The organism is Campylobacter concisus (assembly GCF_003048575.1).
In the GTDB taxonomy this organism is placed as follows: Bacteria; Campylobacterota; Campylobacteria; order Campylobacterales; family Campylobacteraceae; genus Campylobacter_A; species Campylobacter_A concisus_U.
Genome location: NZ_PIRZ01000001.1, coordinates 362,853 through 386,496, shown reverse-complemented (window position 1 = coordinate 386,496; position 23,644 = coordinate 362,853). Strand labels below are relative to the sequence as shown.

16 protein-coding genes are annotated in these 23,644 nt (G+C 38.0%); 7 read left to right on the top strand and 9 right to left on the bottom strand.

Translation table 11 applies throughout. The features are described from left to right. Nucleotides 1-5 precede the first annotated feature (5 nt). Nucleotides 6-701 carry a DUF4230 domain-containing protein gene (locus CVS84_RS01955; RefSeq protein ID WP_107690936.1) on the bottom strand — a complete coding sequence of 232 codons (696 nt, stop codon included), beginning with the start codon at nt 699-701 and terminating at the stop codon, nt 6-8. A gap of 280 nt (nt 702-981) precedes the next feature. Between CVS84_RS01955 and CVS84_RS01950 the strand changes: the two genes are divergently transcribed. Continuing rightward, entirely contained in the window at nt 982-4,173 is a 3,192-nt protein-coding gene (locus tag CVS84_RS01950; RefSeq protein ID WP_107690935.1) for a S8 family serine peptidase, read from the top strand. 45 nt (nt 4,174-4,218) lie between these two features. Here the strand turns inward: CVS84_RS01950 and ilvA are convergent, their stop codons facing one another. Genes ilvA through CVS84_RS01920 form a run of 6 tightly spaced genes read right to left on the bottom strand, consistent with a single transcriptional unit; the run spans nt 4,219 to nt 12,851 of the window. Beyond that, nucleotides 4,219-5,430 (bottom strand): threonine ammonia-lyase, encoded by a 1,212-nt coding sequence (gene ilvA, locus CVS84_RS01945; RefSeq protein WP_107690934.1) that lies wholly within the window; start codon nt 5,428-5,430, stop codon nt 4,219-4,221. A 22-nt stretch (nt 5,431-5,452) separates the two neighbouring features. Further along, nucleotides 5,453-6,556: a tRNA (uridine(54)-C5)-methyltransferase TrmA gene (gene trmA / locus CVS84_RS01940; RefSeq protein WP_107690933.1), complete on the bottom strand. Its 1,104-nt coding sequence runs from the start codon at nt 6,554-6,556 to the stop codon at nt 5,453-5,455. Between the two features lie 2 nt (nt 6,557-6,558). After that, nucleotides 6,559-8,253, bottom strand: coding sequence for a Na+/H+ antiporter NhaC family protein (locus tag CVS84_RS01935; RefSeq protein WP_107690932.1), 1,695 nt, complete (start codon nt 8,251-8,253; stop codon nt 6,559-6,561). Between the two features lie 9 nt (nt 8,254-8,262). Continuing rightward, entirely contained in the window at nt 8,263-9,009 is a 747-nt protein-coding gene (locus CVS84_RS01930; RefSeq protein ID WP_072594826.1) for an SDR family NAD(P)-dependent oxidoreductase, read from the bottom strand. A gap of 8 nt (nt 9,010-9,017) precedes the next feature. After that, complete coding sequence (locus tag CVS84_RS01925; protein WP_107690931.1) at nt 9,018-10,229, bottom strand: ankyrin repeat domain-containing protein; 1,212 nt, start codon at nt 10,227-10,229, stop codon at nt 9,018-9,020. A 36-nt stretch (nt 10,230-10,265) separates the two neighbouring features. Next, nucleotides 10,266-12,851: a bifunctional aconitate hydratase 2/2-methylisocitrate dehydratase gene (locus CVS84_RS01920; protein ID WP_107690930.1), complete on the bottom strand. Its 2,586-nt coding sequence runs from the start codon at nt 12,849-12,851 to the stop codon at nt 10,266-10,268. Between the two features lie 126 nt (nt 12,852-12,977). Here CVS84_RS01920 and CVS84_RS01915 point away from each other — a divergent pair, with 126 nt between their 5' ends. Then, the gene (locus CVS84_RS01915; RefSeq protein WP_107690985.1) at nt 12,978-13,436 is read left to right on the top strand and encodes a methylated-DNA--[protein]-cysteine S-methyltransferase; all 459 of its coding nucleotides are present in this window, start codon (nt 12,978-12,980) and stop codon (nt 13,434-13,436) included. 212 nt (nt 13,437-13,648) lie between these two features. Here CVS84_RS01915 and lon read toward each other — a convergent pair whose 3' ends face one another. Both lon and CVS84_RS01905 read right to left on the bottom strand, forming a co-directional pair. Further along, a complete protein-coding gene (lon, locus tag CVS84_RS01910) occupies nt 13,649-16,066 on the bottom strand; it encodes an endopeptidase La (RefSeq protein ID WP_107690929.1) in 2,418 nt (805 codons plus the stop codon). A gap of 8 nt (nt 16,067-16,074) precedes the next feature. Continuing rightward, on the bottom strand, nt 16,075-16,722 hold the full coding sequence (locus CVS84_RS01905) for an outer membrane protein assembly factor BamD (protein ID WP_107690928.1): 648 nt from the start codon (nt 16,720-16,722) through the stop codon (nt 16,075-16,077). A gap of 112 nt (nt 16,723-16,834) precedes the next feature. Between CVS84_RS01905 and fliW the strand changes: the two genes are divergently transcribed. The 5 genes from fliW to CVS84_RS01880 are packed head-to-tail and all read left to right on the top strand — an operon-like array spanning nt 16,835 to nt 23,611. After that, nucleotides 16,835-17,218 carry a flagellar assembly protein FliW gene (gene fliW, locus CVS84_RS01900; protein ID WP_085657594.1) on the top strand — a complete coding sequence of 128 codons (384 nt, stop codon included), beginning with the start codon at nt 16,835-16,837 and terminating at the stop codon, nt 17,216-17,218. Nucleotides 17,219-17,278: 60 nt separating this feature from the next. Then, nucleotides 17,279-21,487, top strand: a complete 4,209-nt coding sequence (locus CVS84_RS01895) for a hypothetical protein (protein WP_107690927.1) — start codon at nt 17,279-17,281, stop codon at nt 21,485-21,487. After that, complete coding sequence (locus tag CVS84_RS01890) at nt 21,481-22,176, top strand: type II secretion system protein (RefSeq protein ID WP_103560577.1); 696 nt, start codon at nt 21,481-21,483, stop codon at nt 22,174-22,176. Before CVS84_RS01895 ends, CVS84_RS01890 begins: the two co-directional genes overlap by 7 nt. Then, entirely contained in the window at nt 22,173-23,189 is a 1,017-nt protein-coding gene (locus tag CVS84_RS01885) for a type II secretion system protein (RefSeq protein WP_234411883.1), read from the top strand. Before CVS84_RS01890 ends, CVS84_RS01885 begins: the two co-directional genes overlap by 4 nt. After that, nucleotides 23,189-23,611, top strand: coding sequence for a hypothetical protein (locus CVS84_RS01880; protein ID WP_087579819.1), 423 nt, complete (start codon nt 23,189-23,191; stop codon nt 23,609-23,611). The genes CVS84_RS01885 and CVS84_RS01880 overlap by 1 nt, the downstream gene beginning before the upstream one ends. Nucleotides 23,612-23,644 lie beyond the last annotated feature (33 nt).

The window sequence follows — 23,644 nt, the reverse complement described above, 5'->3', positions numbered from 1 at the left end:
AAGTTTTATGCGATATTTTCTAAATTTAGTTGCGAGCTTATCTGCTCATCATTATCGTCAAAAATAAACTCAACTTTGTTTGCCCCAAAGCTTTTAGCTATCGCTTCAAGCGTATCGCGAGCCGATTTATGGATCTTGCCTTGAAGCTGTGAGATAAGACGAACGCTCATCTTTTTTACTTCACTTCTGGCCTCTTCTATAAGTCTGTTTTTGTCCTCTTCTGTAAATGTGCTACCAAAAAAGCCATTTAGCGAGTCAGGCAGCAAAAATGGTATAAATTTGCCATTTTTCTCATCATAAAATTTCATATCTGCGATCGAAAATTTATACTTGCAAGGAGGCATTTTTATCTTATAGCTAGAGTTTGCTATCTGCATGATCTCGAGCTTTGGGCTAGTTAGATCGTAGATGAAATTTATCTCAAACTCAAATATCATCGAAAGCTTCTTCTCGCTTATAAGCCATCTTAGATACTCTTTGCCAAAATTTCCAAACGCATGATCTGTCTTTGTGACGATCTCTTTGCTATAAACTTGAAAAACAGATAGCTCGCTGATGCTTTTAAGCTGTGAAATTTCGGTGCTGACTGAGAGATTTTCGCTATCATCTTTTGCTTTTTTTAACGCCTTATTTGACCTATAAAATGCAAATGCCAAAACAGCTAGTAAGATAGCTAATATCAAATTTGCATATTCGCTCATTTTTTCTCCTTTAAAGCTTGCTATTTTAGCTTAAATTTGTAAAGCAAAGGTGAAATTCTATTTTTATTAAAAATTATATTTAAATAATTGTTTTAAAGTAAAATAGTAATTAATAATATTTAAGTGATATTATCTTGATCATTTTTCCATATCTTATAGTAAAAATAGCGTAAAAATGGGATTATTAAAGTAAATTTTTATCATAAATTTTAATATTTTAATTAATAATTTATTTTAAGGATATTACAATCCATTTAAATTTTATGCAAAAGGATAAGATGTGAAAAGATCCATTTTAAATAAAAAATGTATTTTGATAAGCGCAGCTTGTTGTACTCTTTTGTTTGCAAATTCACTAAATGCTAACGATCAAGAAAGTGGTAAATTTGGCGACATAAGCAGCTGGCAGAGCGCTGAATATGAAGCATACTGGGGACTAAAGCGTATCAATGCAGCTATCGCGTATGCTCTTGGAGTAACGGGCAAAGGTGTGACGCTTGGCGTTATGGACTCTGGCGCATTACTTAGCCATCCTGAACTTAGCGATAGTAGGATAAGCGCGCTAAAAATTTCTGGCAGCTACTACAAAGACGGACAAAAATATCCAGATACTGAGCACGGCAACTCTCCTTTTTTAAAAAAAGGAAGCACTGATAAAAATAGAGCTGACTTTGGCGACTTTAAAAAAGGTGAAAAATTTGAAGCTGATGGCAACTGGATCGCTGGCGTAAACGACTCACACGGCACACACGTAGCTGGTACAATTGCTGGTTCAAGAGATGGAAAAGGGATGCATGGTGTAGCATTTGGCTCAAAACTTATAGTAGGAAATACTGGCGGAACCGACGGTATGACATATGGACCAAACCAAGACTACAACTTCTTTTTAGCATCTTATGAGGGACTAGCCAAAGGTGGCGCAAGAGCTATAAATAATAGCTGGGGTTCAAACCGAAAATTTTATAAAGCTTATGAGGGAGCAACTGGATTTGATGGTGGCAATAGCTTAGATATAAAAGACCTTGACGCAGCCTATAAAAGCTACTATCCATTTGTTACAAAAGGCAAAAATTTCATGGATGCCGCTTATGAAGTCGCCAAAAAATACGGCATCATTCAAGTCTTTACTGCCGGAAATAGAAATGGCATGAAAGAGTCATACACAAGAGCAATGCTTCCATATTTTCGTCCAGATGCTGAAAAATACTGGATAAACGTTACTGGAATGACAGATGGCGATGCACAACATTTTAACACCGCAGGACACTCAAAATGGTGGAGTATCGCAGCACCTGGTAAAAGTATAAAATCAAGCACAGTTGATCCTAAAAATGGAGAGGCTGGTTATGATAGCTGGGATGGTACATCAATGGCGGCTCCACACGTCACTGGCGCACTTGGTCTTGTCATGCAAAGATATCCATATATGAGCAACTCTCAAGCAAGAGATGTTTTGCTAACTACCGCAAGACAAGTTAGAGATGAGTTTAAAAAGCCAGCCGATACAAGAAGAATTTCTGGCTTTACTGCGCCACTTGGCGTACCTGATGAGCGCTGGGGCTGGGGAGCACTTGATATGTCAAAGGCTATGTTTGGACCAGGACAGCTACTAGGCGTATTTGATGTAAGTCTAGATACAGACGATCTTTACTCAAATAATATCAGCGATGTAGCTATAAAATACAGAAAGACTGAAGATGAAGCAGAAGGACAAATTTGGGCTAATCGCAAGGCTAAGCTTGAGAAAATGTCAAATTTAACAGCCGAGCAAAGAGCTGAACTTGATATAGGCAACGCTAGAGAAAAGGCAAGAGAACAAAGAGCTAGAGAAGGCTATGAAGGAACTCTTATTAAGAGAGGTCTAGGCACTCTAAAACTAGCAGGCACCAACTCATACACTGGCAAAACCATAATAAAAAGTGGCAAGATCACAGCACTAAATCAATCACTAAAATCAAGCGAAGTAGTAGTCGAAAATGGGGGTGCGCTTGAGATTGTTAAAGAGATGAGTGTTAGAGAGATTGATAAAAGTAGACTTTCTCAAAAGCTATCTTTTAAAGATGTAACTAGAAAAAGCACAAATGACGCAGTAAAAGCTACTATAAAAACAGGCGGTAGTTATATCATCTCAAATAATGCAGCAAATTTAAATCTAAATTTTGAGAAGAACTCTATCATAGGTATAAGCGAGCCAGATGTAGATGTCATGAAAAGACTATATGATGATAGCTCAAAAGCAAAAACTTACACCGTAACTGGAAATTTTAGTGGCTATAATGACACCATCTTAAGAAAATATGCATTTTTTGATCTTAGTAGAAATTATAGTGACAACAAGCTAGAATTAACACTTAAAAAATCAAAAAACACGATAACAAGTATTGCAGCTAGCGATAACCAAAAAAGAGTAGCACAGCTCATAGAGAGTACAGCTAGCAGACCAGCACTCCTTGCTTCGCCGTTTAGAAGTAGACCAGCAGTCATCACGAGTGATCTATATAGACACTTCATCTACGCTACACCAAAAGAAGCAAGTGATACGCTAAAAACATTTGCAAATAATGCAAATTTAGCTCAACATAATGCATTTTTACTAGAAAACATCTTACTCAAAAATGCAATCATCAACCATGAATTTGATCCATTCAGTGCAAAAGCAATCGATGCGAGTGGTATGAATTTTTGGTCAAATACCATGGCTAATGCTATAAAATTTGATGATGTAAAAGCAAACTCACTCACTCAGCTTTTTGGATTTGACGGTAGCATAAATGATGTTTTCACACTTGGTGGCGTGCTTGGTGCTAGCAGTGAAAAAGTAAAAGAAGATGGCGATGATGCTTATAAAACAAAAGGCACAAGTATAGGCATCTACGGAAAAAGCCAGATCGCTAGCACAAAACTAGACCTTGGTCTCATATATACAAATTCTAAACGAAAAACGCAAAATGGTGCTACGATCGTTAGTTTCTACTCAGATGAGCATGTAAAAAGCAAGGAAAAAGCACTTACTGCTTACGCAAATTTGGCACTAACAGCATTTAATAGTGCGAATTTCTCACTAAATCCTTATGTAGGTGCAAGCTATCTACATATGAAAACTGATAGCACTAGCCAAAATGTAGGAATTTTCAGAATGGATGTTGATGAAAAAACTAGAAATTTAGGTGTATTGAGCATAGGCCTAAACCCTAGTGTGCCATTTAGTCTTGGTAATACAAAGATGAAATTTGAAGCTGATATAGCCTACAATAGACTAGTTGGCGATACGAGACCAAATATCGGCGTAAATATCGCAAATGCTGGATACTTGGAACTTGAAGGAAAAGAGGTGCGCGATCTTGGCACAGCTAGCCTTGGTGTAAAAGCTAATGTTTATAAAAATATAAATTTAGGTTTATCTTACACAGGTGCTTTTACTAAAGACGTGAAGTCAAACAGCGTAAATGCGAAATTTGAAATTTTGTTTTAATAGGTAAATCATGCTCGCTACTTTAAATAGTAGCGAGCCATTAAATTAAAATAGTTGAGTGAAAGAAAAACCGTTTTTAGCAAGCACTTCTTTGATCTTTTCTTGATGTTCAAGACCCTTTGTCTCAAGTGTGATCGTGATATTAGCATCACCGTAATCAAGCCTTGTTGAGAAGCGATCGTAATCAATCTTTACGATGTTCGCATTTGCTGATTTTAGGCTATCAGTTAGGCTCATGAGCGCTCCTGGCTTATCCACAAGTGTTATTTGTAGTGTCATCTTGCGGTGAGACTTGATAAGACCCTTTTCGATGATGATAGAAAGTACCTGAACATCGATATTTCCGCCACTTAGCACCACGCCTATCTTCGCACCTTTTTTAAATTTGATCTTATCATGCATAAGTGCTGCCACACCAGCTGCGCCAGCTCCTTCTACAACAATCTTTTGCGTCTCTAGCAAAAACAAAATCGCAGTTGCAATCTCCTCGTCATCAACTTGCACAAACTCATCAACACACTCAATAATATTTGCTAGCGTGATCTCACTCGCATCACGCACAGCGATACCGTCAGCTATAGTGCGAACTGATTTTGAGTTTATGCTTTTTTTAGCGCCGTAGCTATTAAACATCGCTGGAGCGCCTTTTGCACCGACACAGATTACTTTTGTCTTTGGATTAACTTGTTTTATACAGCTTGCCACACCGCTAGCTAATCCGCCGCCGCCAACTGGGACGATGACTATATCAAGATCGCTTATCTCATCAAGCATCTCAAGTCCCACAGTGCCCTGCCCTGCCATGACGTACTCGTCGTTAAATGGATGAACAAAGGTCATACCCTTATCTTTGGCGTAATTAACCGCAAAAGCGTACGCCTCGTCAAAATTATCACCTTTTAAAATAACCTCTGCACCAAGGTCTTTAGTACCAGCAACCTTTAGAAGCGGGGTTGATTCTGGCATGATGATACAAGCATGCACGCCAAATTCTTTCGCACTTATCGCTACACCTTGAGCATGATTGCCAGCACTTGCAGCCACGACTCCACGCTTTCTCTCCTCATCACTTAGGCTAGCTATTTTATTGTAAGCGCCTCTTATTTTATAAGCTCCGGTTCGTTGTAAATTTTCCTCTTTTAGATAGATGCTTGCTCCCAAATTTTTACTAAGTTTCGCACTCAAAGCAAATGGAGTTTTATTTACAAAATGACCGATCGTAATCTTTGCTTGGATGATTTTATTTAGTGAAACCATTTTTTATTTTTCCTTTTTTAAATTATTCTTTTGCCCTTAGTAGCACGCCACACTCGATGTGATGAGTATTTGCAAACTGATCAAAAATGGCAAATTTTATCACTTCATGGCTTTTACAAAGCTCTTTTAAATTTTCTTTTAGAGTCTCTGGATTGCACGATATATAGATGATATTTTTAAAATTTTTGATGAAATTTACGACACTTTCGCTTAGTCCTGCACGAGGCGGATCGACAAGGACGTGAGAGAAGTTAAAGTCGCTTAAATTTATATCCTTTAGTCTATTAAATTCCCTAACGCCAGCAAATGCACTCATTAGCTCGTCGGCGTCCATACGTAAAAATTTGATATTTTCTACCCCATTTAGCTCGCAGTTTTTAATGGCATTTGCGATCGAGCTTTTTGAAATTTCAGTGGCAAGAACGTTTTTAAATTTAAACGAAAGCGGGATAGTAAAATTTCCATGTCCGCAGTAGAGCTCAAGAAGGTCAGCACCGCCTTGCACGCACTCTTTTGCCCAAGCTATCATCTTTTCATTTACGGCTCTATTTGGCTGAATAAAGGCATTTTCAGATAGGCTAAATTTATAAATTTGACCTCCAATATTTAGCTCGTCTATCAAATTTAGCTCACCACTTAGCAGCTTTTGCCCGCGAGATCTAGCAAGTATGGTGACCTCAAGCTTGCTAGCTAGAATTTTCATCGCCGATTCAAAATCACCATCAAGCCTTTTATGATAAAGAAGCGTGACCAAAATACCACTTTTACAAGAGATAAATTCTACGCCAAAAAGCTTTGTGTGTAAATTTTCATCATTTTGTAAATTTTCAAGTAGCCTTGGCATGAGATCTGAAATTTCCTCGCAGACCTTTGGGCACTCATCTATAAAAATTCTCTTTCCCTTTTCTTTTGCATGCATAGTGTAGTAAAGCTCGCTGCCCTCGTGCCAGATGCCAAACTCAGCTCTTGTGCGGTAATGTTTTGGTGTTGAGCTAAAAACATCAAACTCACCATCATAAAACTCTGAAAAATTTTGTTTTACAAGGTCAGTTTTAAATAGAATTTGCTCATCATAAGGAGTAAAAAGAGTGCAAGAGCCGCACTCTTTTAAATAATTGCAATCCAAATTTATGCTTCTACTTTCTTTCCAACAAATCTAACTAGCGCCCAAATCGCTAAAAATCCGCAAGGAAGCGCGATCCAAACACTAAGACCAAGAGCAACTGGTAAGTAACCAACTAGCACACAAACTGCACAAACGCTAAGCGCATAGACCATTTGAGTTGAGACGTGATCGATATGGTTACATCCTGCGCCCATTGATGAAAGTATCGTAGTATCCGAGATCGGTGAGCAGTGATCGCCAAAGATCGCACCTGTAAGCACGCCTGAGATATTTACGATCATATATGCATGCATCGCATCGCCCTCTAGTCCGTAGTTTTTGCCGACCGCATAAGCTAACGGGATAGCCAGAGGCATCAAAATTCCCATTGTTCCGTAGCTCGTTCCAGTCGAGAAGCTAATAAATGAACCAAGGATAAAAACAGCCACTGGCAGGATAAATTTAGGTGTTGAAGAGCTTAATAGATCAACCAAATATCTTGATGTGCCAAGCTCTTTGATAACAGCACTAAGGCTCCATGCAAGAAGTAAGATCACAACTGTAATTATCATAGTTTTCCAGCCTTTTACCCATGTGCTGATAGCCTCTTTTACGTCAAAAATTTTACGCCAAACACCCATTGTGATAGCTACGATACTAGCAAGTAACGCTGCTTGAAATAACGATGTAGCTGAGTCTGCCTCACCAAAAGTATCTTTAAATGTAGAAAATGAAAGCGGATTAGCAAGTGCATTTTTAAGAGCATCACCCTCAAGTGCAGCAAGACCACTAAAATAAAAACTAGTAAATGCGCCAATAACCAACACAAGAAGTGGCACAACAGCATTTGAGGCACTTAGTTTTACGCCCTCTTTTGGCTCAAGTGTTTTATCTTCTAGGTCTTGAATTTGAGTTTTACCTGAGTGAAGTTCGCCCTTTCTGGCACGTCTTTCAGCTAATAGCATTGGGCCGTATTCACGTTGCATCAAGGCAGTACAAACTATGAAAAACAGTATAAAAAGGTTGTAAAATCTATATGGAATTGTCTCGATAAATACAGAATAAGCGTTAATACCAGTCTCTCCAACTAGTTCATAGCCCTTTTCGATGAGTGAAACCTCAAGGCCAACCCATGTCGAGATGATAGCAATACCAGCGATCGGTGCCGCAGTAGCATCGATGATAAAAGCTAGTTTTTCGCGGCTTATTTTAAATTTATCGCTTATTGGTCTCATGATAGGACCTACTATTAAGGCATTTGCGTAGTCATCGAAAAATACAAAAATTCCCATGAGCCAAGTTGAAATTTGAGCAGAGATACCAGTCTTTGCTTTTTTGCTAAGCCAAAGAGCAACCGCCTTTGTACCGCCCATCTTTGTGATGAGTGCGACCACACCACCGATACAAAGCACTTGAAGCAAAATACCTGAATCAGTCTTATCAGCCATTGATTCAACGACCCTTGAGACGATACCTGTAAAGCCTTTTACGATACCCATAAAGATGTTTTCATTGATGATATTTATGAGAAATGTTCCGCTAAAAACACCTATAAATAGCGACAAGATGACGTCTTTTGTGATAAAAGCAAGTGCTATTGCCACAACAGGTGGTATAAGCGTAAATACGCCATAAATTTCAGCGTTTCTCTTTGCCACTTCTGGATCGACACCAAAAAGCGCAACGCTAAAAAAAAGTAATAATAAAATTTGTCTCACAAGAACTCCTTAAAATTTTTCTATCGCAAGCCCAGCCCAAGTCTGCGTATTTGCCATGACTTCGACTCTATTTATATTGACACTTCCGGGCATATTTAGACAATTTACCAAAATAGTCGCGATATCCTCAGATGTGATGAAATTTGTATTTTCATAAAGGCTATCCGCCTTTGCCTTATCTCCCCTAAACCTAACCTCGCTAAATTCAGTCTTGCAAAGCCCTGGCTCGATGTTTGTGACTCTAATATTTGTACCGACTAGGTCGTTTCTTAAATTTAAGCTAAACTGCTTCACAAAGGCCTTTGTAGCACCATAAACGTTACTTCCAGGATATGGCCATGAGCCAGCTGTCGAGCCAATATTAAAGATATAGCCCTTTTCTTGCTTGTAAAGTAGCGGCAAAACCGCCTTTGTTGAGTAGATAAGACCCTTGACGTTGGTGTCTATCATCGCCTCAAAGTCCTCCACCTTCGCATCTATCGTCTTTTCAAGTCCAAGAGCCATACCAGCGTTATTTACAAGCACTTCGATGTCTTTAAAATTTTCAGGCAAGCTATCAACTGCGTCAAAAACAGCTTCTTTATCGCGTATGTCAGCTACAATAATATGCGTATCGCCAAGCTCGCTTGCAAGCTTCTTTAACCTATCTTCGCGCCTTGCAAGAGCGACTATCTTGTAGCCCTCTTTTGAGAGTCTTCTGGCGATCGCCTCGCCAAATCCAGATGTTGCACCAGTTACAAAAGCTGTCTTTTTCATGATTTTTCCTAATTGAAATTTGGCTTTAAACCCAAATTTTCTAAAAATTTGATCGTCTTTTCGTTTTGTTCTTTCATGGCATAGTCAAGCGCATTAAATCCAGCGTCATCAGTCGCGTTTATATCAGCACCACTATCTATCAAAAGCTTTAAAATTTCTGGCGTTGCGTGAGCTGCTGCATGCATAAAAACGCTTCTGTTCGTATGCTCTAGACCGCATGTATCTTCAACTTGCGTCACACCCAAATTTATCATATTCATCTTGGCATTTTCATCTATATAGCTCTCGTTGGCATTGGCACCATTTTTTAGCAAAAGCTCACAAAGTGGCTTATCGCTAAACTGCACAGCATAAAAAAGTACACTTTTCCCAAAGAAATTTTTGTGATTTACATCGGCCTTATTTGCAAGTAAAATTTTTACGTTTTCTATATTTTTTAAAGCAAAAAATAGCGGCGTCTCATCGCCCAAATTCACATCGGCCCCACGCCTTATAATCTCTTTTATCATATCGCTACTTTTTTCGTTTAAAAGTGCGATATTAAGCAAATTTGTAAGCTCAGCGGTACTGAAATTTTTTGAGTAAAGTAAATTTGCTAGCTCATCGGAATTTATCCTTTGAGCCATCATACTTTGCTCAGGTGTTAAAATTTTAGCTTTATTTACATTTTTACCAACACCAAAAGTCAAAAACTCATTTACCACGCTAGTTGCGTAGTAAGCGGCACTTGGCGTATCAAGTCCAAGGCTTTCATAAAATTTTACAAGCGGAGTTTGAGCATTTTTGTAAGCTTCGATAAATTTTTTATATTTTAAAAAATTAAATAAGCTTTCATTTGCCCAGTACCTAAGATACTCCATTCTGGCGTCTTTTTCTCCCTCAGCAACCTTTGGCTCTGCAAGCTCTTTTGCGTAAAACTCGGGTGCGAATGACGCTTTTAGTAAAAGCCATCTAAGCTTGTTTAAATTTTCTTTATAAACTCTATCACCAACGCAGCTTTGAGACTCACTTCTCACAGCCACACTCGCATCAAAAAGCTCTTTTACCTCTTTTAAATTTAAAAGCGAACCATCACAGTAAAATAGCCCCTCATTCGTGTAAGCAAGATCGTTTGGAGTAGTTTTAAAGCTCTCTTTTTTAGCAAGATCACTGCACTCTAAAGCGTGTAAATTTATAAAAGAACAAACGCTAAAAAAGAGAAAAAAAACTACTTTTTTCATCAAAGCTCCTTAAAATTTCGCGATATTGTAACAAATTTATATGCTAAACTCGCTTATTTCATTAAAATTTAGATATTTATAAATTTCATCTTTATTTAAGCTAAGGCTATCTTTTACTATCTTTTTATATTCATCTACACTTGGCAAACGCCCAAGTAGCGCACAAACAGCGGCTAGCTCGGCACTTCCTAGATAGACCTTCGCGCCCATACCCATTCTGTTATCAAAATTTCTAGTTGAAGTAGAAAATACCACTGCATTATCGTTTACTCTTGCTTGATTACCCATACAAAGTGAACAGCCTGGCACCTCTGTCCTCGCGTTTAATCTTTTAAAAATTTCATAAACACCTTCATCTTCAAGTGTGCTTTTATCCATCTTTGTCGGCGGTGCTATCCAAAGCCTAGTTGTAAGCTTGCTCTCATGCTCCAAAATTCTAGCAAGTGCTCTATAATGGCCGATATTTGTCATACAGCTTCCCACAAAAACTTCATCAATTTTATGCACTCTTTTGTTATCAGCTAAAATTTCACTTAGCGTTGCCACATCGTCTGGGTCATTTGGACACGCCAAAATAGGCTCATCTATCTGCGATAAATCGATCTCCAAAATTTCAGTGTATTTTGCATCTTTATCGGCTCTTAAAAGAGTTGGACTTTCAAGCCATTTTTGCATTTTTTCTTTTCGTCTAAGCAGAGTCTCACGGCTCTCGTAACCAGCTTTTACCATTGCGTCTATTAGCGCAACGTTTGAGCGAACGTACTCCACGACACTATCAACGCTCAAATTTACCACACAAGCCGCAGCCGAGCGTTCAGCCGAAGCGTCACTTAGCTCAAACGCCTGCTCTACTTTTAGACTCTCAAGCCCTTCTATCTCTAAAATTTTACCCGCAAAAATGTTCTTTTTGTTTTTCTTCTCAACGCTTAAAAGCCCTTTTTTAATGGCAAAATAAGGTATAGCATTGACAAGATCCCTAAGCGTCACGCCCTCTTTTAGCTCGCCTTTAAATTTGATCAAAACCGACTCTGGCATATTTAGTGGCATCATTCCAAGTACCGCTGCAAACGCCACTAGACCACTTCCAGCTGGAAAACTAATACCGATAGGAAATCTCGTGTGACTATCGCCGCCAGTGCCAACGCTGTCAGGCAGTACCATGCGGTTTAGCCACGAGTGGATGACGCCATCGCCTGGCTTTAGACTCACACCGCCACGTAAATTTATAAATTTTGGCAAGCTCTCATGCATCACAAGATCACTTGGCTTTGGGTAAGCAGCCGTATGGCAAAAGCTTTGCAGAACAAAATCCGCGCCAAAACTAAGGCTTGCAAGCTCTTTTACTTCATCTCTAGTCATCGGACCTGTCGTATCTTGCGAGCCAACAGTTAAAATTTCTGGCTCCACGTATGCCCCAGCTCTAACGCCAGCTACGCCGCAAGCCTTGCCGACCATCTTTTGAGCCAGTGTATAGCCACCGCTCTGCTCTTTTGGCTGATCTGGCTTTACAAAAATTTGCTCCTCGCCAAGCCCTAGAGCCTCTCTGGCCTTTTTGGTCACTTGGCGTCCTATCATAAGCGGTATCCTTCCACCTGCTCTTATCTCATCGCTTAGTGTGTTTGGGCTTAGCTTGAAATTTGCCACGAGCTTTTTCTCACCGCCAACAAGCTTATAAATTTCTCCTTTAAATGGCCAAATTTCTATCTCATCGCCCATCTCAAGCTCATTTACATTTGCAACTATCGGCAACGCACCGCTATCTTCCGCGGTGTTAAAAAATATCGGAGCTATGGTTGTGCCGATCACGATGCCGCCCGTTTTTTTGTTTGGCACACCCTCTATCTCATCGCCCAAATGCCACTGGATCGAGTTTATACCGCTCTTTCTGCTGCTGCCGGTGCCAACCACGTCGCCAACATACGCCACTTTTTTACCACGAGCTTTAAGTTCTTTTAAAATTTCTAGACCATCAGGCATCTTTTTAACAAGCATTGCTTTTGCGTGAAGTGGTATGTCAGCCCTTGTATAGGCCTCGCTCGCTGGACTTAGGTCGTCAGTATTTGTCTCACCAGGTACTTTAAAAACGACTGCGTTTATACAGGTTTCGATTGGCTTTTTATGCGTAAACCACTCCGCATTTGCCCAAGAAGCAAGTACATCTTTTGCAAATTTATTGCTACTTGCTAGCTTTGCAATCTCGTCAAAATATTCATGCACCAGGATGATATTTTTTAGCTCATTTGCCGCAGCGCGAGCGATATTTTCATCGCTATTTTTTAGAGCTCGCACCAAAACTTCCACGTTATATCCGCCAAGCATCTTACCTAAAATTTTAATAGCACGCATAGCGTCAAGGCCGTTAACAGCAAGCCCATCAATCACTTCACTAAGAAATTCTGCCTTTATCTTCGCTGCATCATCAACGCCGGGATTGATACGAGTTTCAAGCAAATTTATAAGAAATTTTAGCTCGCTTTGTGCCTTTTCATCGCCACTAGGCTTGCTGGCAAGTTTTATTAGCTCGCAAATTTCGCTTGTTTGCTTGGCATTTAGCGCAAGCGGTGGCACGCCCTCTTTTTCTCGCTCGCTCACATGTTTTTCGTAGTCGGTAAAAAAGCTCATGAAATTCCTTTGTGGTTTTTGCTCGTTATTTTTAGTCTAAAATCGCTAGTTTTGCTTGCATTTTATCAAAAAGCAAAACAAACTAAAGTAAAATTTGTCCAAATTTTCAAATTTCAAGGAGCAAATGTGTCAAAAGCTTACCTAAAATCGCCTATCGGAATTTTGGAGATCATCGCTAGCGAAAATGGAATTTGTGAGATAAATTTTGTAGATAAATTTGAAAAAATTTCAGTAAAAGATAAAAATTTAAAGCTTTGCTTAAATGAGCTAGAGGCTTATTTTAATGGCAAGCTTAAAAAATTTAGCGTAAGGCTTGATATAAAAACAACTAATTTTAGAGCAAAAATTTACGAGGCTTTACAAAAAGTACCATACGGGGAAACGACCACATACGCAGCCCTTGCACTTGCCGTAGGCCACAAAAATGCCTACCGAGCAGTAGGATCAGCCAATGCTAAAAATCCAGTGCCTATCATCGTTCCTTGTCATAGAGTGCTAGCTAGCAGTGGGCTTGGCGGCTACTCAGGTGGAGATGGCTTGCCAACTAAAATCTGGCTTTTAGAGCATGAAGCAAAGCATAAATAGCTAAAAATTTTACAGCAAATTTTAAGAGCATATCACGGCTCTAAATTTAGAAGCGAGCTTTGTAAGACCTAAATTTTATGAAAGTATCTTACAAAGTTTTAAAATTTATTTTTTATTCAAGAGTAAACAAGATAGCCTAAAATTTTTACTTCGTAGTATATTTATGAAAATTTCCTAGCCCCAAGTGAAGCTAAATGGAGCTAGGATTTGGATTATTTTTTATTTACAAGAGCGTTTTTTAAGACATCTTCTATCGTATCTACGGCAATGATCTTCATGTCGCCTTTTACCTCGGCTGGTATATCGATAAGGTCGCGGTCGTAGTTTTTGCGAGGTATCAGAGCTGTTTTGATGCCAGCTTTGTGTGCGGCAATGAGCTTCTCTTTTAGACCACCGATCGGCAACACCCTACCAGTTAGCGTAATCTCACCAGTCATTGCTATGTCGTGTCTTACCTTTGTGTCGGTTAGTATAGATGCGATCGCGGTTGCCATCGTGATGCCAGCACTTGGTCCGTCTTTTGGTACAGCGCCCTCTGGTACGTGCAAGTGAAGATCGTAGCGCCTATAAACATCGCTAGCTTCAAGCTTACGCTTATCATCATCTAGTTTTGGCACGATAGCCATCGGTACTTTTATTTTTTTGTTGTCTATTAGCACTTTAACAACGCTAAATGCGATCTGAGCGCTCTCTTTCATCACATCGCCTAGCTGACCGGTGATTTGCATGCTGCCTTTACCCTGGATCCTGATAGCCTCGATCCTTAGCACGTCACCACCGACACTAGTCCACGCGAGGCCATTTACTAGACCAATCTGATCTTTTTTATCCGCTGGCTCGATCTCATAGACCTTTTTCTCTAAAAATTCTTTCAAATTTTTAGCCGTGACGCTGATCTTGCCCTCATTTTTTTTAGTGAGGATATTTTTGGCGACTTTTCTTAATATATCAGCGATCCTGCGACGTAAATTTCTCACACCGCTCTCTCTTGTATAGTCGCTGATAATTAGCTCAAGTGCCTCTTTGCTGATACTCACATCACTTGGTTTTAGTCCGTGTTTTTTAAGCTCCTGAGGCAAGAGATATTTCTTAGCGATCTCAAATTTCTCTTGTGGAGTGTATGAGCTAAGCTCGATAAACTCCATCCTATCTCGAAGTGCGGCTGGGATCATGCTTACATCATTTGCTGTAGCGATAAAGATGATCTTGCTAAGATCGATGTTGAAATTTAAGTAGTAATCTCTAAATTTATTATTTTGCTCAGGATCTAAAATTTCAAGTAAAACCGCGGTTGGATCGCCTCTGTAGCTTCTACCAACCTTGTCGATCTCGTCTAAAACAACCACTGGATTCATCTGCTTAGCTTCTATGAGCCCTTGCACGATGCGCCCTGGCATAGCGCCTATGTAGGTGCGACGGTGGCCTCTTAGCTCGTTTACATCCTCAAGTCCACCAAGAGCGATCCTAACTAGTTCACGCTTTAACGCCTTTGCGATCGAGTTTGCAAGGCTTGTTTTGCCTACGCCTGGAGGGCCTGCAAAGCATAAAATAGCGCCATTATTTACTTTTTCACCAACGCCTCTAAGCTCCAAAAGTTCACGCAAGGCAAAATACTCCTCGATGCGCTCTTTTGGCTTTTCAAGACTGTAATGATCGGCATTTAGATGCTTGCTCACTTCGGTGATGGAGGACTTTTTCTTAGCTATATTTTCAAATGGAATTTCTAACACCCAATCAAGGTAGCTTTGTAAGGTATTTGCGTCAGCTGAGTCTGGGTGCATACGACTAAGCTTATCTATTTGTTTTTTGATCTCTTTGTAGGCGTCCTCAGCCATAAATTTCTTCTTCGCGTCAAGCTTTTTGCGGTACTCTTCAAGCTCCTCTTCACGGCTAGTATCCGCTCCTAACTCTGCTTGAATTTGCTTTAGCTGCTCCTTTAAAAAGTACTCTTTATTTGTCTTGTCGATCTTTGAATGGACCTTATTTTTTATCTCTTTTTGAAGCTTGTTTGCTTCGATCTCTTCGATAACATAGTCGATGAGCTTTAGTAGGCGTTGCTCTAAATTTTCCTCGACAAAAAAACTATAAGCGATCTGTTTTTTTAAGCGAAGTGCACTTGAAACTAGGTCACAAACCCTGATCGCTTCAGCGCTCTCTTCGATCGTCTTTAAAAGATCAGGTGGAAAAAAATGGCTAAACTGTGAAAGCTCTCTTACCTTTTCTCTTAAAACTACGATTAGTGCGTCAGTTTTGACCTGTGATGGGCGCTTGACATGGAGCATATCAACGATACCACGGAGTGGATTTATGCCTGATTGTTTTAAAATTTTACCTTTGTCTATGCCTTGAAATAGAACTTTTACACGTCCATCAGGTAGCGGCACACGGCGCATTATCGTGCCGATAACGCCAGCATCATAGATGCCATCAAAATCTCTAGCGCCGTCTTGCTGAGGCTTTGTAGGCACCACAAGGATCGGAGTCTCTTCTTGTATGGCAAGTTCGAGTGCCTTTAAATTTTCATCATCACTTAAAAAAAGCGGAGTTATCATAAATGGATATAAAAATAGCTCGTCCTCAACAATAATGGGAATTTCGGTTGGGAAGCCTTTATTTTCGTTTATTTGCAAAATTTCTCCTATTCAAACAGTTTTCTATACCATGCTACATCAGGCTTGATAAGGTCAGAATTTCTAAACGGCGAATCTTCTAGCTTTTGCTCGTAAATTTTAGCCGAAACGTCACGACCAGTCCTATTGTAAAGATCTGCTATTTGCATATCTAGGAAGTAAAGCGCGAGTTTGAATTTAATAAGCATAGTCTCAATAAGTGGCTTATATTCAGTATTTGGATACATATAAAGAAATTTCTCGATCTCTGTTACGCTATCTTCCATAAGCTTTTGGTTGCGGTTTGGCTGAGTAAATGAGTCAAAATTTGCTTTTATCTTTAGATACTGAGCAAACTCTGTTTTTGGGCCGTTGTCGCCATATCTTTTGATATACTCGTCAAGATAGTGATTTGCCATCAGATACTCTTCATCATTTGCGTGAGCTTGGGCAAGGATGAGTAAAATTTGCTCCAAAAGCGGGCTTGCTACGTGTTCGCTTGCCATTGAAACATAGTGTTTATCGGCCGCTTCAAGATCACCATCTTTTATATCAGCGATAACCTGAGCATACCACTCATCAGGAGTTAGATTGTAAAGCTCGGTATATTTTTCAGCACAACCACTAAAAAGCCCCAAAAGAGCTACAACTGCTAGAAATTTAGAAAATCTTTTCATGCTTTTCCTTAAAAAGTTTAAATCCTCGTATTCTACATTTTTTGCTATTATTTTTGTATAAATTTTTTAAAACTATGATAAAATACGGCAACTTTACAAAATAGGAGTTAGTATGATTTTTAGTGTTAAAAGCCCTATTTTAGGCTTTGAGCATATTAAGACGATGGAGTTAATTGAACTTGATAAATTTTTTGTTAAGCTAGCAAGCAAAGATGATGAGACATCTTTTACAATGATAAATCCTTTTGCATTAAGAAGCTACGAATTCGATATTCCAAACTATTATGAAGATCTTATGGAGATTAAAGAAAGCTCTCAACTCAGAATTTATAACATTATCGTTGTTGCACTCCCGCTTGAAAAATCAACTGTAAATTTTATAGCTCCTATTGTTTGCAATATGGACAATATGACCTTATCTCAAGTAGTTTTAGACATTGCCAAATATCCTCAGTATGGGCAAGCTGAAATGATAGAAAATTTTATACAAAAATAGTAGCTAAAAGCTTTTAAAAATCTAAGGAGAGATTTTTTATTGTTATTTAGAGGATTTGTTGTGAAGATAGCATACTTACTCTGTTTTATTGTCACATTTGGTTTTTGTGCACCCAGAGCTTGTACAACAGCAGAAGCAGCATCTATTGGTTGTAGTGGAGCAAACTATTCTTGCTTTATAGACGCTGAAGAGTACCAAGACAACTCTTCTAAAAATATCCCACATTGCATAAGAAAATCTGATAGAACCTGGACGATAGATACCAATAGCTTTTCTTCAGGCTTAGCACAAGATCACTATCATATTTACGTTGAGCAATTTTCTCCATGGAATCAACGATCATTAATAGGTATGTGGGATGATCACTCTAAAGGCTTAAGACAAAGATCAATAAATGGAAATCTAAATACCAGAGTAAATGGAGATATAGCTACCATTGGTGCTACTATTATGATTCCACAATACGCTGGATATAATTTTGTTCCAGATCCATCTAACGTAACAAGAACATCATCTACAGCCGATAGAATATTTTTAGATACTGGTAATTTTTCGCCTAGCAATTACACACTTTGTCAAACAACATATATTTATAATCCTAGCAAGCATCCTTATTGTAAAAATTCATCCTCTTCCACATTTGATTTTAGTGAGAAAAATACCTTTATACAAAATAATTTAAAAGGTAAAAATGTGGTCTATGCCAGACTTTACTGGGGTGGCTCTCTTTATCAAAACTGGGCCATTAAAACAAATTTATATACAAATGCTCTAAATTACATAAAAGGATATAGCAGGATTGATTTTAAAGCTCCTGGAAAAAATGTAATCACAATAGATGCTGATCCAAAAGATGTCTTTTGGTTTGGCTCATTTAGTGAATATAAACCAAAATCAATGACTCTTGAATCATATAATCAAAACGAGTCTAATAGCTACTATGTAAAGGCTGGAATAAACTACCAATATGTAGCAAGCGCTGATGTAACAGATATAGTTAGAGACTCTCTTGGTACTAGTGAGTCAGATAGGACATTTTATGCTGGCAATATCAGATCAACTACGATTCCCTTTAGTGATGAATTTATAGACCCAAATGATGGCATATATAAGGTAAACAACTCTACTAATAGAAAACTAAAAAAAACATACGGCACGCTACTATTCTCACCAGTTCAAGGGCAAAATGGTTACTGGATACAATCCATCGCACCACAATTTGCGGCTTGGAGTTTAGTCATCATTTATGACTTTGATGATAAAACCGCTGCAGCAAACAATATAGAGCCAAAGCTTGTTAGTATATTTGATGGACTAGAAAGGCTTGCAGCAGACTGGATGAAGTCAAGCGATCCATTTGGTACTGTAAAGAGCTCAACCGTAGATGTAAAATTTGAAAATATCTATACACCAAAAGCAGGCGATATAAATGCTACGCTTACAATGTTTTCTTTTGGCGGAAAGCCAGAAACAAAAGGTGAGAATATTGAAATAGAAAACGAAGGTAGCTATCTGAGTATAACCAGCAAATACAATGCAAAAGGTGATCAATTTAACTCAACCATGACAAAATTTGGACAACCTATAAATCCAGGCAAAAAATTTCACTCTCAAGCAGACTTAGATATATTTGATATATCAGACAAAATGTCACATTCTCAAAAAGAAGCAGATATAAAATTTACAGTTACAACGATTAAAAATTCAGGCAGTGCTAATGTTGTAAGCGCTGACCGTATAAATTTGGCCATGGTAGGCTTTTCTACCCGTATATATAAACCAGATGTTTGCTATATGGAATATATTTATGCAAAAAAACCTAGCGATAGTACTTTTACAAAGGTGCAAGAAAATACTCCGACGGTAGTGCCAGCAAATACTATTTTAAAAACTTTCGTTGAAGTTACAAATAATACAAATGAAGCTGCCCAAGACTTTGCACTAAAAGCTACAATAGATCCAAGCCAAATTTATAATCCAAACTCAACTTACATTTACGCAGATAAAGCATCACAAGGGCCTAGTGATCTGCTTACTATGTCAGGACAGGTACACTATAACGACAACACAGGCTTGCAGCAATTAAGCGGAAATGACTTAACTTTTTATTTGGGACAAGGTGCAGCTACAAATAAGGGTGGAGAAATGCTAATTCATCAAGGCAACTACGCTTATGCCATATATGAAACGACCCTTAAGTCTAAATTTGAGCCAAATAGCTACAAAGCCACGGTCGCAAATGCTGATATAAATTTACAGCCCTATGATACATATATAAGAAGATGTAGCAATCAAAATTACAACATTACTTTAGGCGTTAGTACCAGTCCAAATAATTTCGTCGCAAGCAATAGACAAGACGATGGCTCAGCGGCTTTTAAAACTAAATTTAAAAATAGACTTCTAACTAAAATCGTTTCTACGCCATTTAATGTCTATATCACAAACTATGATACAGATGGCAATAAAAAAGTACCAGATGCCCCAGTAGATGTAAAAGTAGAGTTGGTCGAGTCTTGCAGCGCTCCAACAAATTTATATGAACAAGATATAACATTTAATGGCGTAACTGATATTTTGTTATCAGGCATTAGTATTGATAGAGCCTATAAAAGCGTAAAATTTAGAATTTCTCATCTTGATCCAGTAACAAATACTACAAAGATTGAATGCGAAAAATTAGATGATTTTGCTATAAGACCAAGTCACTTTAGGCTATGGGATACTGACAAGAATACGGTCAATAATAACAATGTTTTAATAGGCGGCAAAGCTTATAACAACATTGCTCTTGCGGCTATGAAACCTCTTGATAGTGGCTTAGCAAATGGTTATATAAATAACATAAGTGGCTCAAATGGAGAGATAAAACTTGTACCAGCATATAGTGCGACTTGCGATCCTAGCATTATAGAGAGCGAGAACAAACTAAGCGTAGATTTTAACGATCCAAATAAAGCATTGGGTAAAATTTTCCGTCACACATCAAGTGGACCTGTTGGCTTCTCTTACTCAGATATAGGCGATACATATTTTTATGTATTAGATAAAGACTATACAATAACTGATCAACATACGCCATCAAGAGCTGATGATTGTGTAAAAAACTCAATTAGCAACGATCCATCACAAGATACTGCTCAAGAAGGAAGAATCGGATGCAATATAAAGCTAGAAGGTAATAGAGATTATTTATTTAGACCAAAAGATATACAAATAAGCAAGCTAAAGATAACAAAAGATAGCGATATAACATACCTTGATAATGAAGGCATACAAAAAGCAAAGCTTGACTTTGAAGTAACTGCTAGGCTGTTTAACGATGACCCTGCAAAACTTTATAATGAAGATTGCTATGCAAAGAATATGAACTTTGACATAAAGCTAGATAGAGTTCCTTTAAATTTTACAGATAATGATGGTAATGCCGGCACATTAGCAAAAGCAAATGAAGAAATTTTATTTTTTGAAATTCCTGGCTCAAATACTAGAAAAGCAATAGATCCAAGTGCTACAAAATCAACATTTTATGTAGAGAAAAATACTTTTGTAAATGGCGTAGGCAAAGGTGAAATATATTTTAATTTTGAAAGAAAAGTAAATCATGCCAAAAATCCTTTTACTATTTCAAGTAATGATTTTAGCTTTAGTGGCATGTCAGACAGCACTGATACAGTAAAAAAATATGAAAAACCAGCAACAGAAACATCGGCAAAATTTTACTTTGGTAGGGTTTATGCACCATTTTATGAAGGGCTTTATAGTGGCTTTTATGCCAAAATTTATTATGGTGCCTACTGCGATGGATGCAATAAAAATATCTATATGAAAGATAATGGCAAACTATGGCAAGACTTTCCAGCTGCACCATTTTGGGCTACCAATCCAAAACATAGCGCAGGAGTACTTAACTATCATGACTTTAGCTTTACAAATACTTACAGCGGCACTATTTTAAGAAATGATGTAAGCAGCATAAGCAATGGCGAGCAAATAATTTTTATAAGAAACCCTTCGGCAGTTACCGATGTGGCTAAAATGAGAGCACCTAGTTGGCTTCTTTATAGTGAATTTGATGAGAAACCTGAAACAAATAATTTCAATCTAAATTTTCTAGTACCAAATGGCGAATGGGCTGGTAAAGTCCTAAAAAGCAATAACATAGAAGATAAGACAAGCGGTGCAGTTGGAGGTTTTATAGGAGTAAAATCAAATAGCGATAGTAACCTAGATATAAGCGACAAGACAAACAGGAGAATAGAGTGGTAAAAAGGGGTGGCTTTTCATTGATAGAGCTTATCTTGTCAGTGCTTGTAGTAGCCATAGTAAGTGCAAGCCTGCCACTAGCGGTAAGAACTACTTCAAATTTAAGCGAGCAGTCCTTAATGCAAGAAGGACTAATGAATGCTAAAACTTATATGTCATTAATATTAAAAGCACCATTTAGTGATCAAGTCTTAATAGCCGGTAAAAACACCATGCCATCATCTATAACTACTCAAGAAGCTATAATTTTTCCTCTTATTATCTGCGATCAAGGGGCGAACCCGGATTTTTATGAAAAAAGTGGAGTAAAAGGTGAAGGGCATAGGATACTTGCATATCCGGTACAAAATTCATCTGCATGTGCCACAAGGCCTAGTGATTCAAAGCTTCCAGAATCAATCAAAAGCGTAAATTTTAAAGTAAAATCTATCAAAAATTTCAATACTCAAAAATCCATCTCGCCAACTGCTAGCACTACTAAACGCGACTTTATCATAGATACAGAAACAACTCCAACTATAACAAATGGAGCTGATAAATTTGTAGTTAGCACTCCTTTAAACGATAACGACGTTTTACAGATAAAGCTAGATACGACTATGAAAACTACAAAAGAGAGCAAAAGCGTACTTTATGGATATGCCTTTAACATAGGTGAAAGCAGCACTCTAAGTGTAAAAGAATGGAAATGAAAAAAACAAAAAAAGCTTTTACACTAATTGAGCTTATAATAGTTATTACAGTCCTTGGCGTTATCTCACTTATGAGCTTTAACACGCTTATGAATTTATATCAAAACTATTTTCAAAGCAAAGTAATAAACGAGCTAGAGACACAAAGCGAAATCGCTCTAGAGCAAATTTCAATGCTACTTAGCCACAGAATCAAACAAAGCGTTATCGCTAGGAAAAAAAATGGAGATTACCTAGCTCTAAATGATAGTGGCGTAAATTTAAGTAGTGACTTTGAAATTTTAGAATTTATCCCAGCTGCTTATGAGCTATTTGATGGCATAAACGAATATAAAGGAGATGATACTAACGGAGATCCCATCTTCGAAGAAGGTATATATAGCGGATATGTAGATCTTGCAAATAGTTCTATTGCAAATGGACTAAAAAGCCCTGGAAGTAAATTTAATGATGCTTTTAGAAACGGCGTAATGGACTTGACCTGCGAAAATGATAGCGATGAAGAAGATGTAAATAGTGGCTCTAGGTGCATAAACGCCAATAATGAAAATGGTGGTTTAGTAGCGATATTTTCTAGCATACTTTATAGGGTTGGTAGCAGCTTTGGCTATCAAGAAAATTTAGACCAAAGGCACTTAGATATCGCAAAAGTAGGCATACAATCAATCGATACGCTTAAAATTTCAAGTGATTTTAAAAATAAAAAAATTTCAGAGCAGTATAAGCTAGCTTACACAGCCATTGCCATAGCACCAGCTGAGCAAAGTGCCGAGGATATACAAAATGGCTCTTTTGACCTTAAAATTTACTACAACTATAGGCCATGGCTAAATGAAAGCTTTAAAAAATTTAGCTCAACATCTACAAAGGCTATCAAAGCCGAAAGTGCAACACTAGCTAAACACGTAACAAGATTTGTCTTTACAGAAAAAAATGGAGTCATCGCGCTAAAGCTTTGCCTTAAAGCAGAAAAATCAGAAATAACCATTTGCAAGTCAAAGGCGGTTTATTAATGAGAAAAGGATTTACGTTAATAGCAGCGATATTTTTTCTAGTTGTAGCAGCTTCTATCAGCACTCTTGCTCTTTCGATAGCTAGCACATCAGCTAGACAAAGCAGTGAAATTTATCTAAGAGAGCAAGCACAACTCGTTGCTCAAGCAGCAGCAGAGTATGCAATGTTTGAAATTTTTAGAACTGATTTCTCAAATAAATGCCTAGATAAAGTAAATGGAGAATTTAACGATATGTTCGACTTTAAAGTAATAATAACTTACTTTGGCGACATCGGTATATGCACTCCACCGACCATCATGCCAGGAACAAACGGAGTCGCAAGTACTGGCAATATGATCTTTGATGTTTTTGTAACATCAAAAGATAAAAAAACGCCAAATCCTATAAATTTTCACAAACGAACTCTTCAGAAACTTTAAAATTTTATAAAGATTTTAGTTTAATTTGTTTTT

Bases quoted from the DNA above. Each gene is read 5' to 3' on its own strand.
- CVS84_RS01920 (WP_107690930.1), bottom strand. From the start codon at position 12,851: ATGAGCTTTTTTACCGACTACGAAAAACATGTGAGCGAGCGAGAAAAA.
- ilvA (WP_107690934.1), bottom strand. From the start codon at position 5,430: ATGGTTTCACTAAATAAAATCATCCAAGCAAAGATTACGATCGGTCAT.
- CVS84_RS01955 (WP_107690936.1), bottom strand. From the start codon at position 701: ATGAGCGAATATGCAAATTTGATATTAGCTATCTTACTAGCTGTTTTG.
- CVS84_RS01905 (WP_107690928.1), bottom strand. From the start codon at position 16,722: ATGAAAAGATTTTCTAAATTTCTAGCAGTTGTAGCTCTTTTGGGGCTT.
- fliW (WP_085657594.1), top strand. From the start codon at position 16,835: ATGATTTTTAGTGTTAAAAGCCCTATTTTAGGCTTTGAGCATATTAAG.
- CVS84_RS01880 (WP_087579819.1), top strand. From the start codon at position 23,189: ATGAGAAAAGGATTTACGTTAATAGCAGCGATATTTTTTCTAGTTGTA.
- CVS84_RS01930 (WP_072594826.1), bottom strand. From the start codon at position 9,009: ATGAAAAAGACAGCTTTTGTAACTGGTGCAACATCTGGATTTGGCGAG.
- CVS84_RS01885 (WP_234411883.1), top strand. From the start codon at position 22,173: ATGAAAAAAACAAAAAAAGCTTTTACACTAATTGAGCTTATAATAGTT.
- CVS84_RS01925 (WP_107690931.1), bottom strand. From the start codon at position 10,229: ATGAAAAAAGTAGTTTTTTTTCTCTTTTTTAGCGTTTGTTCTTTTATA.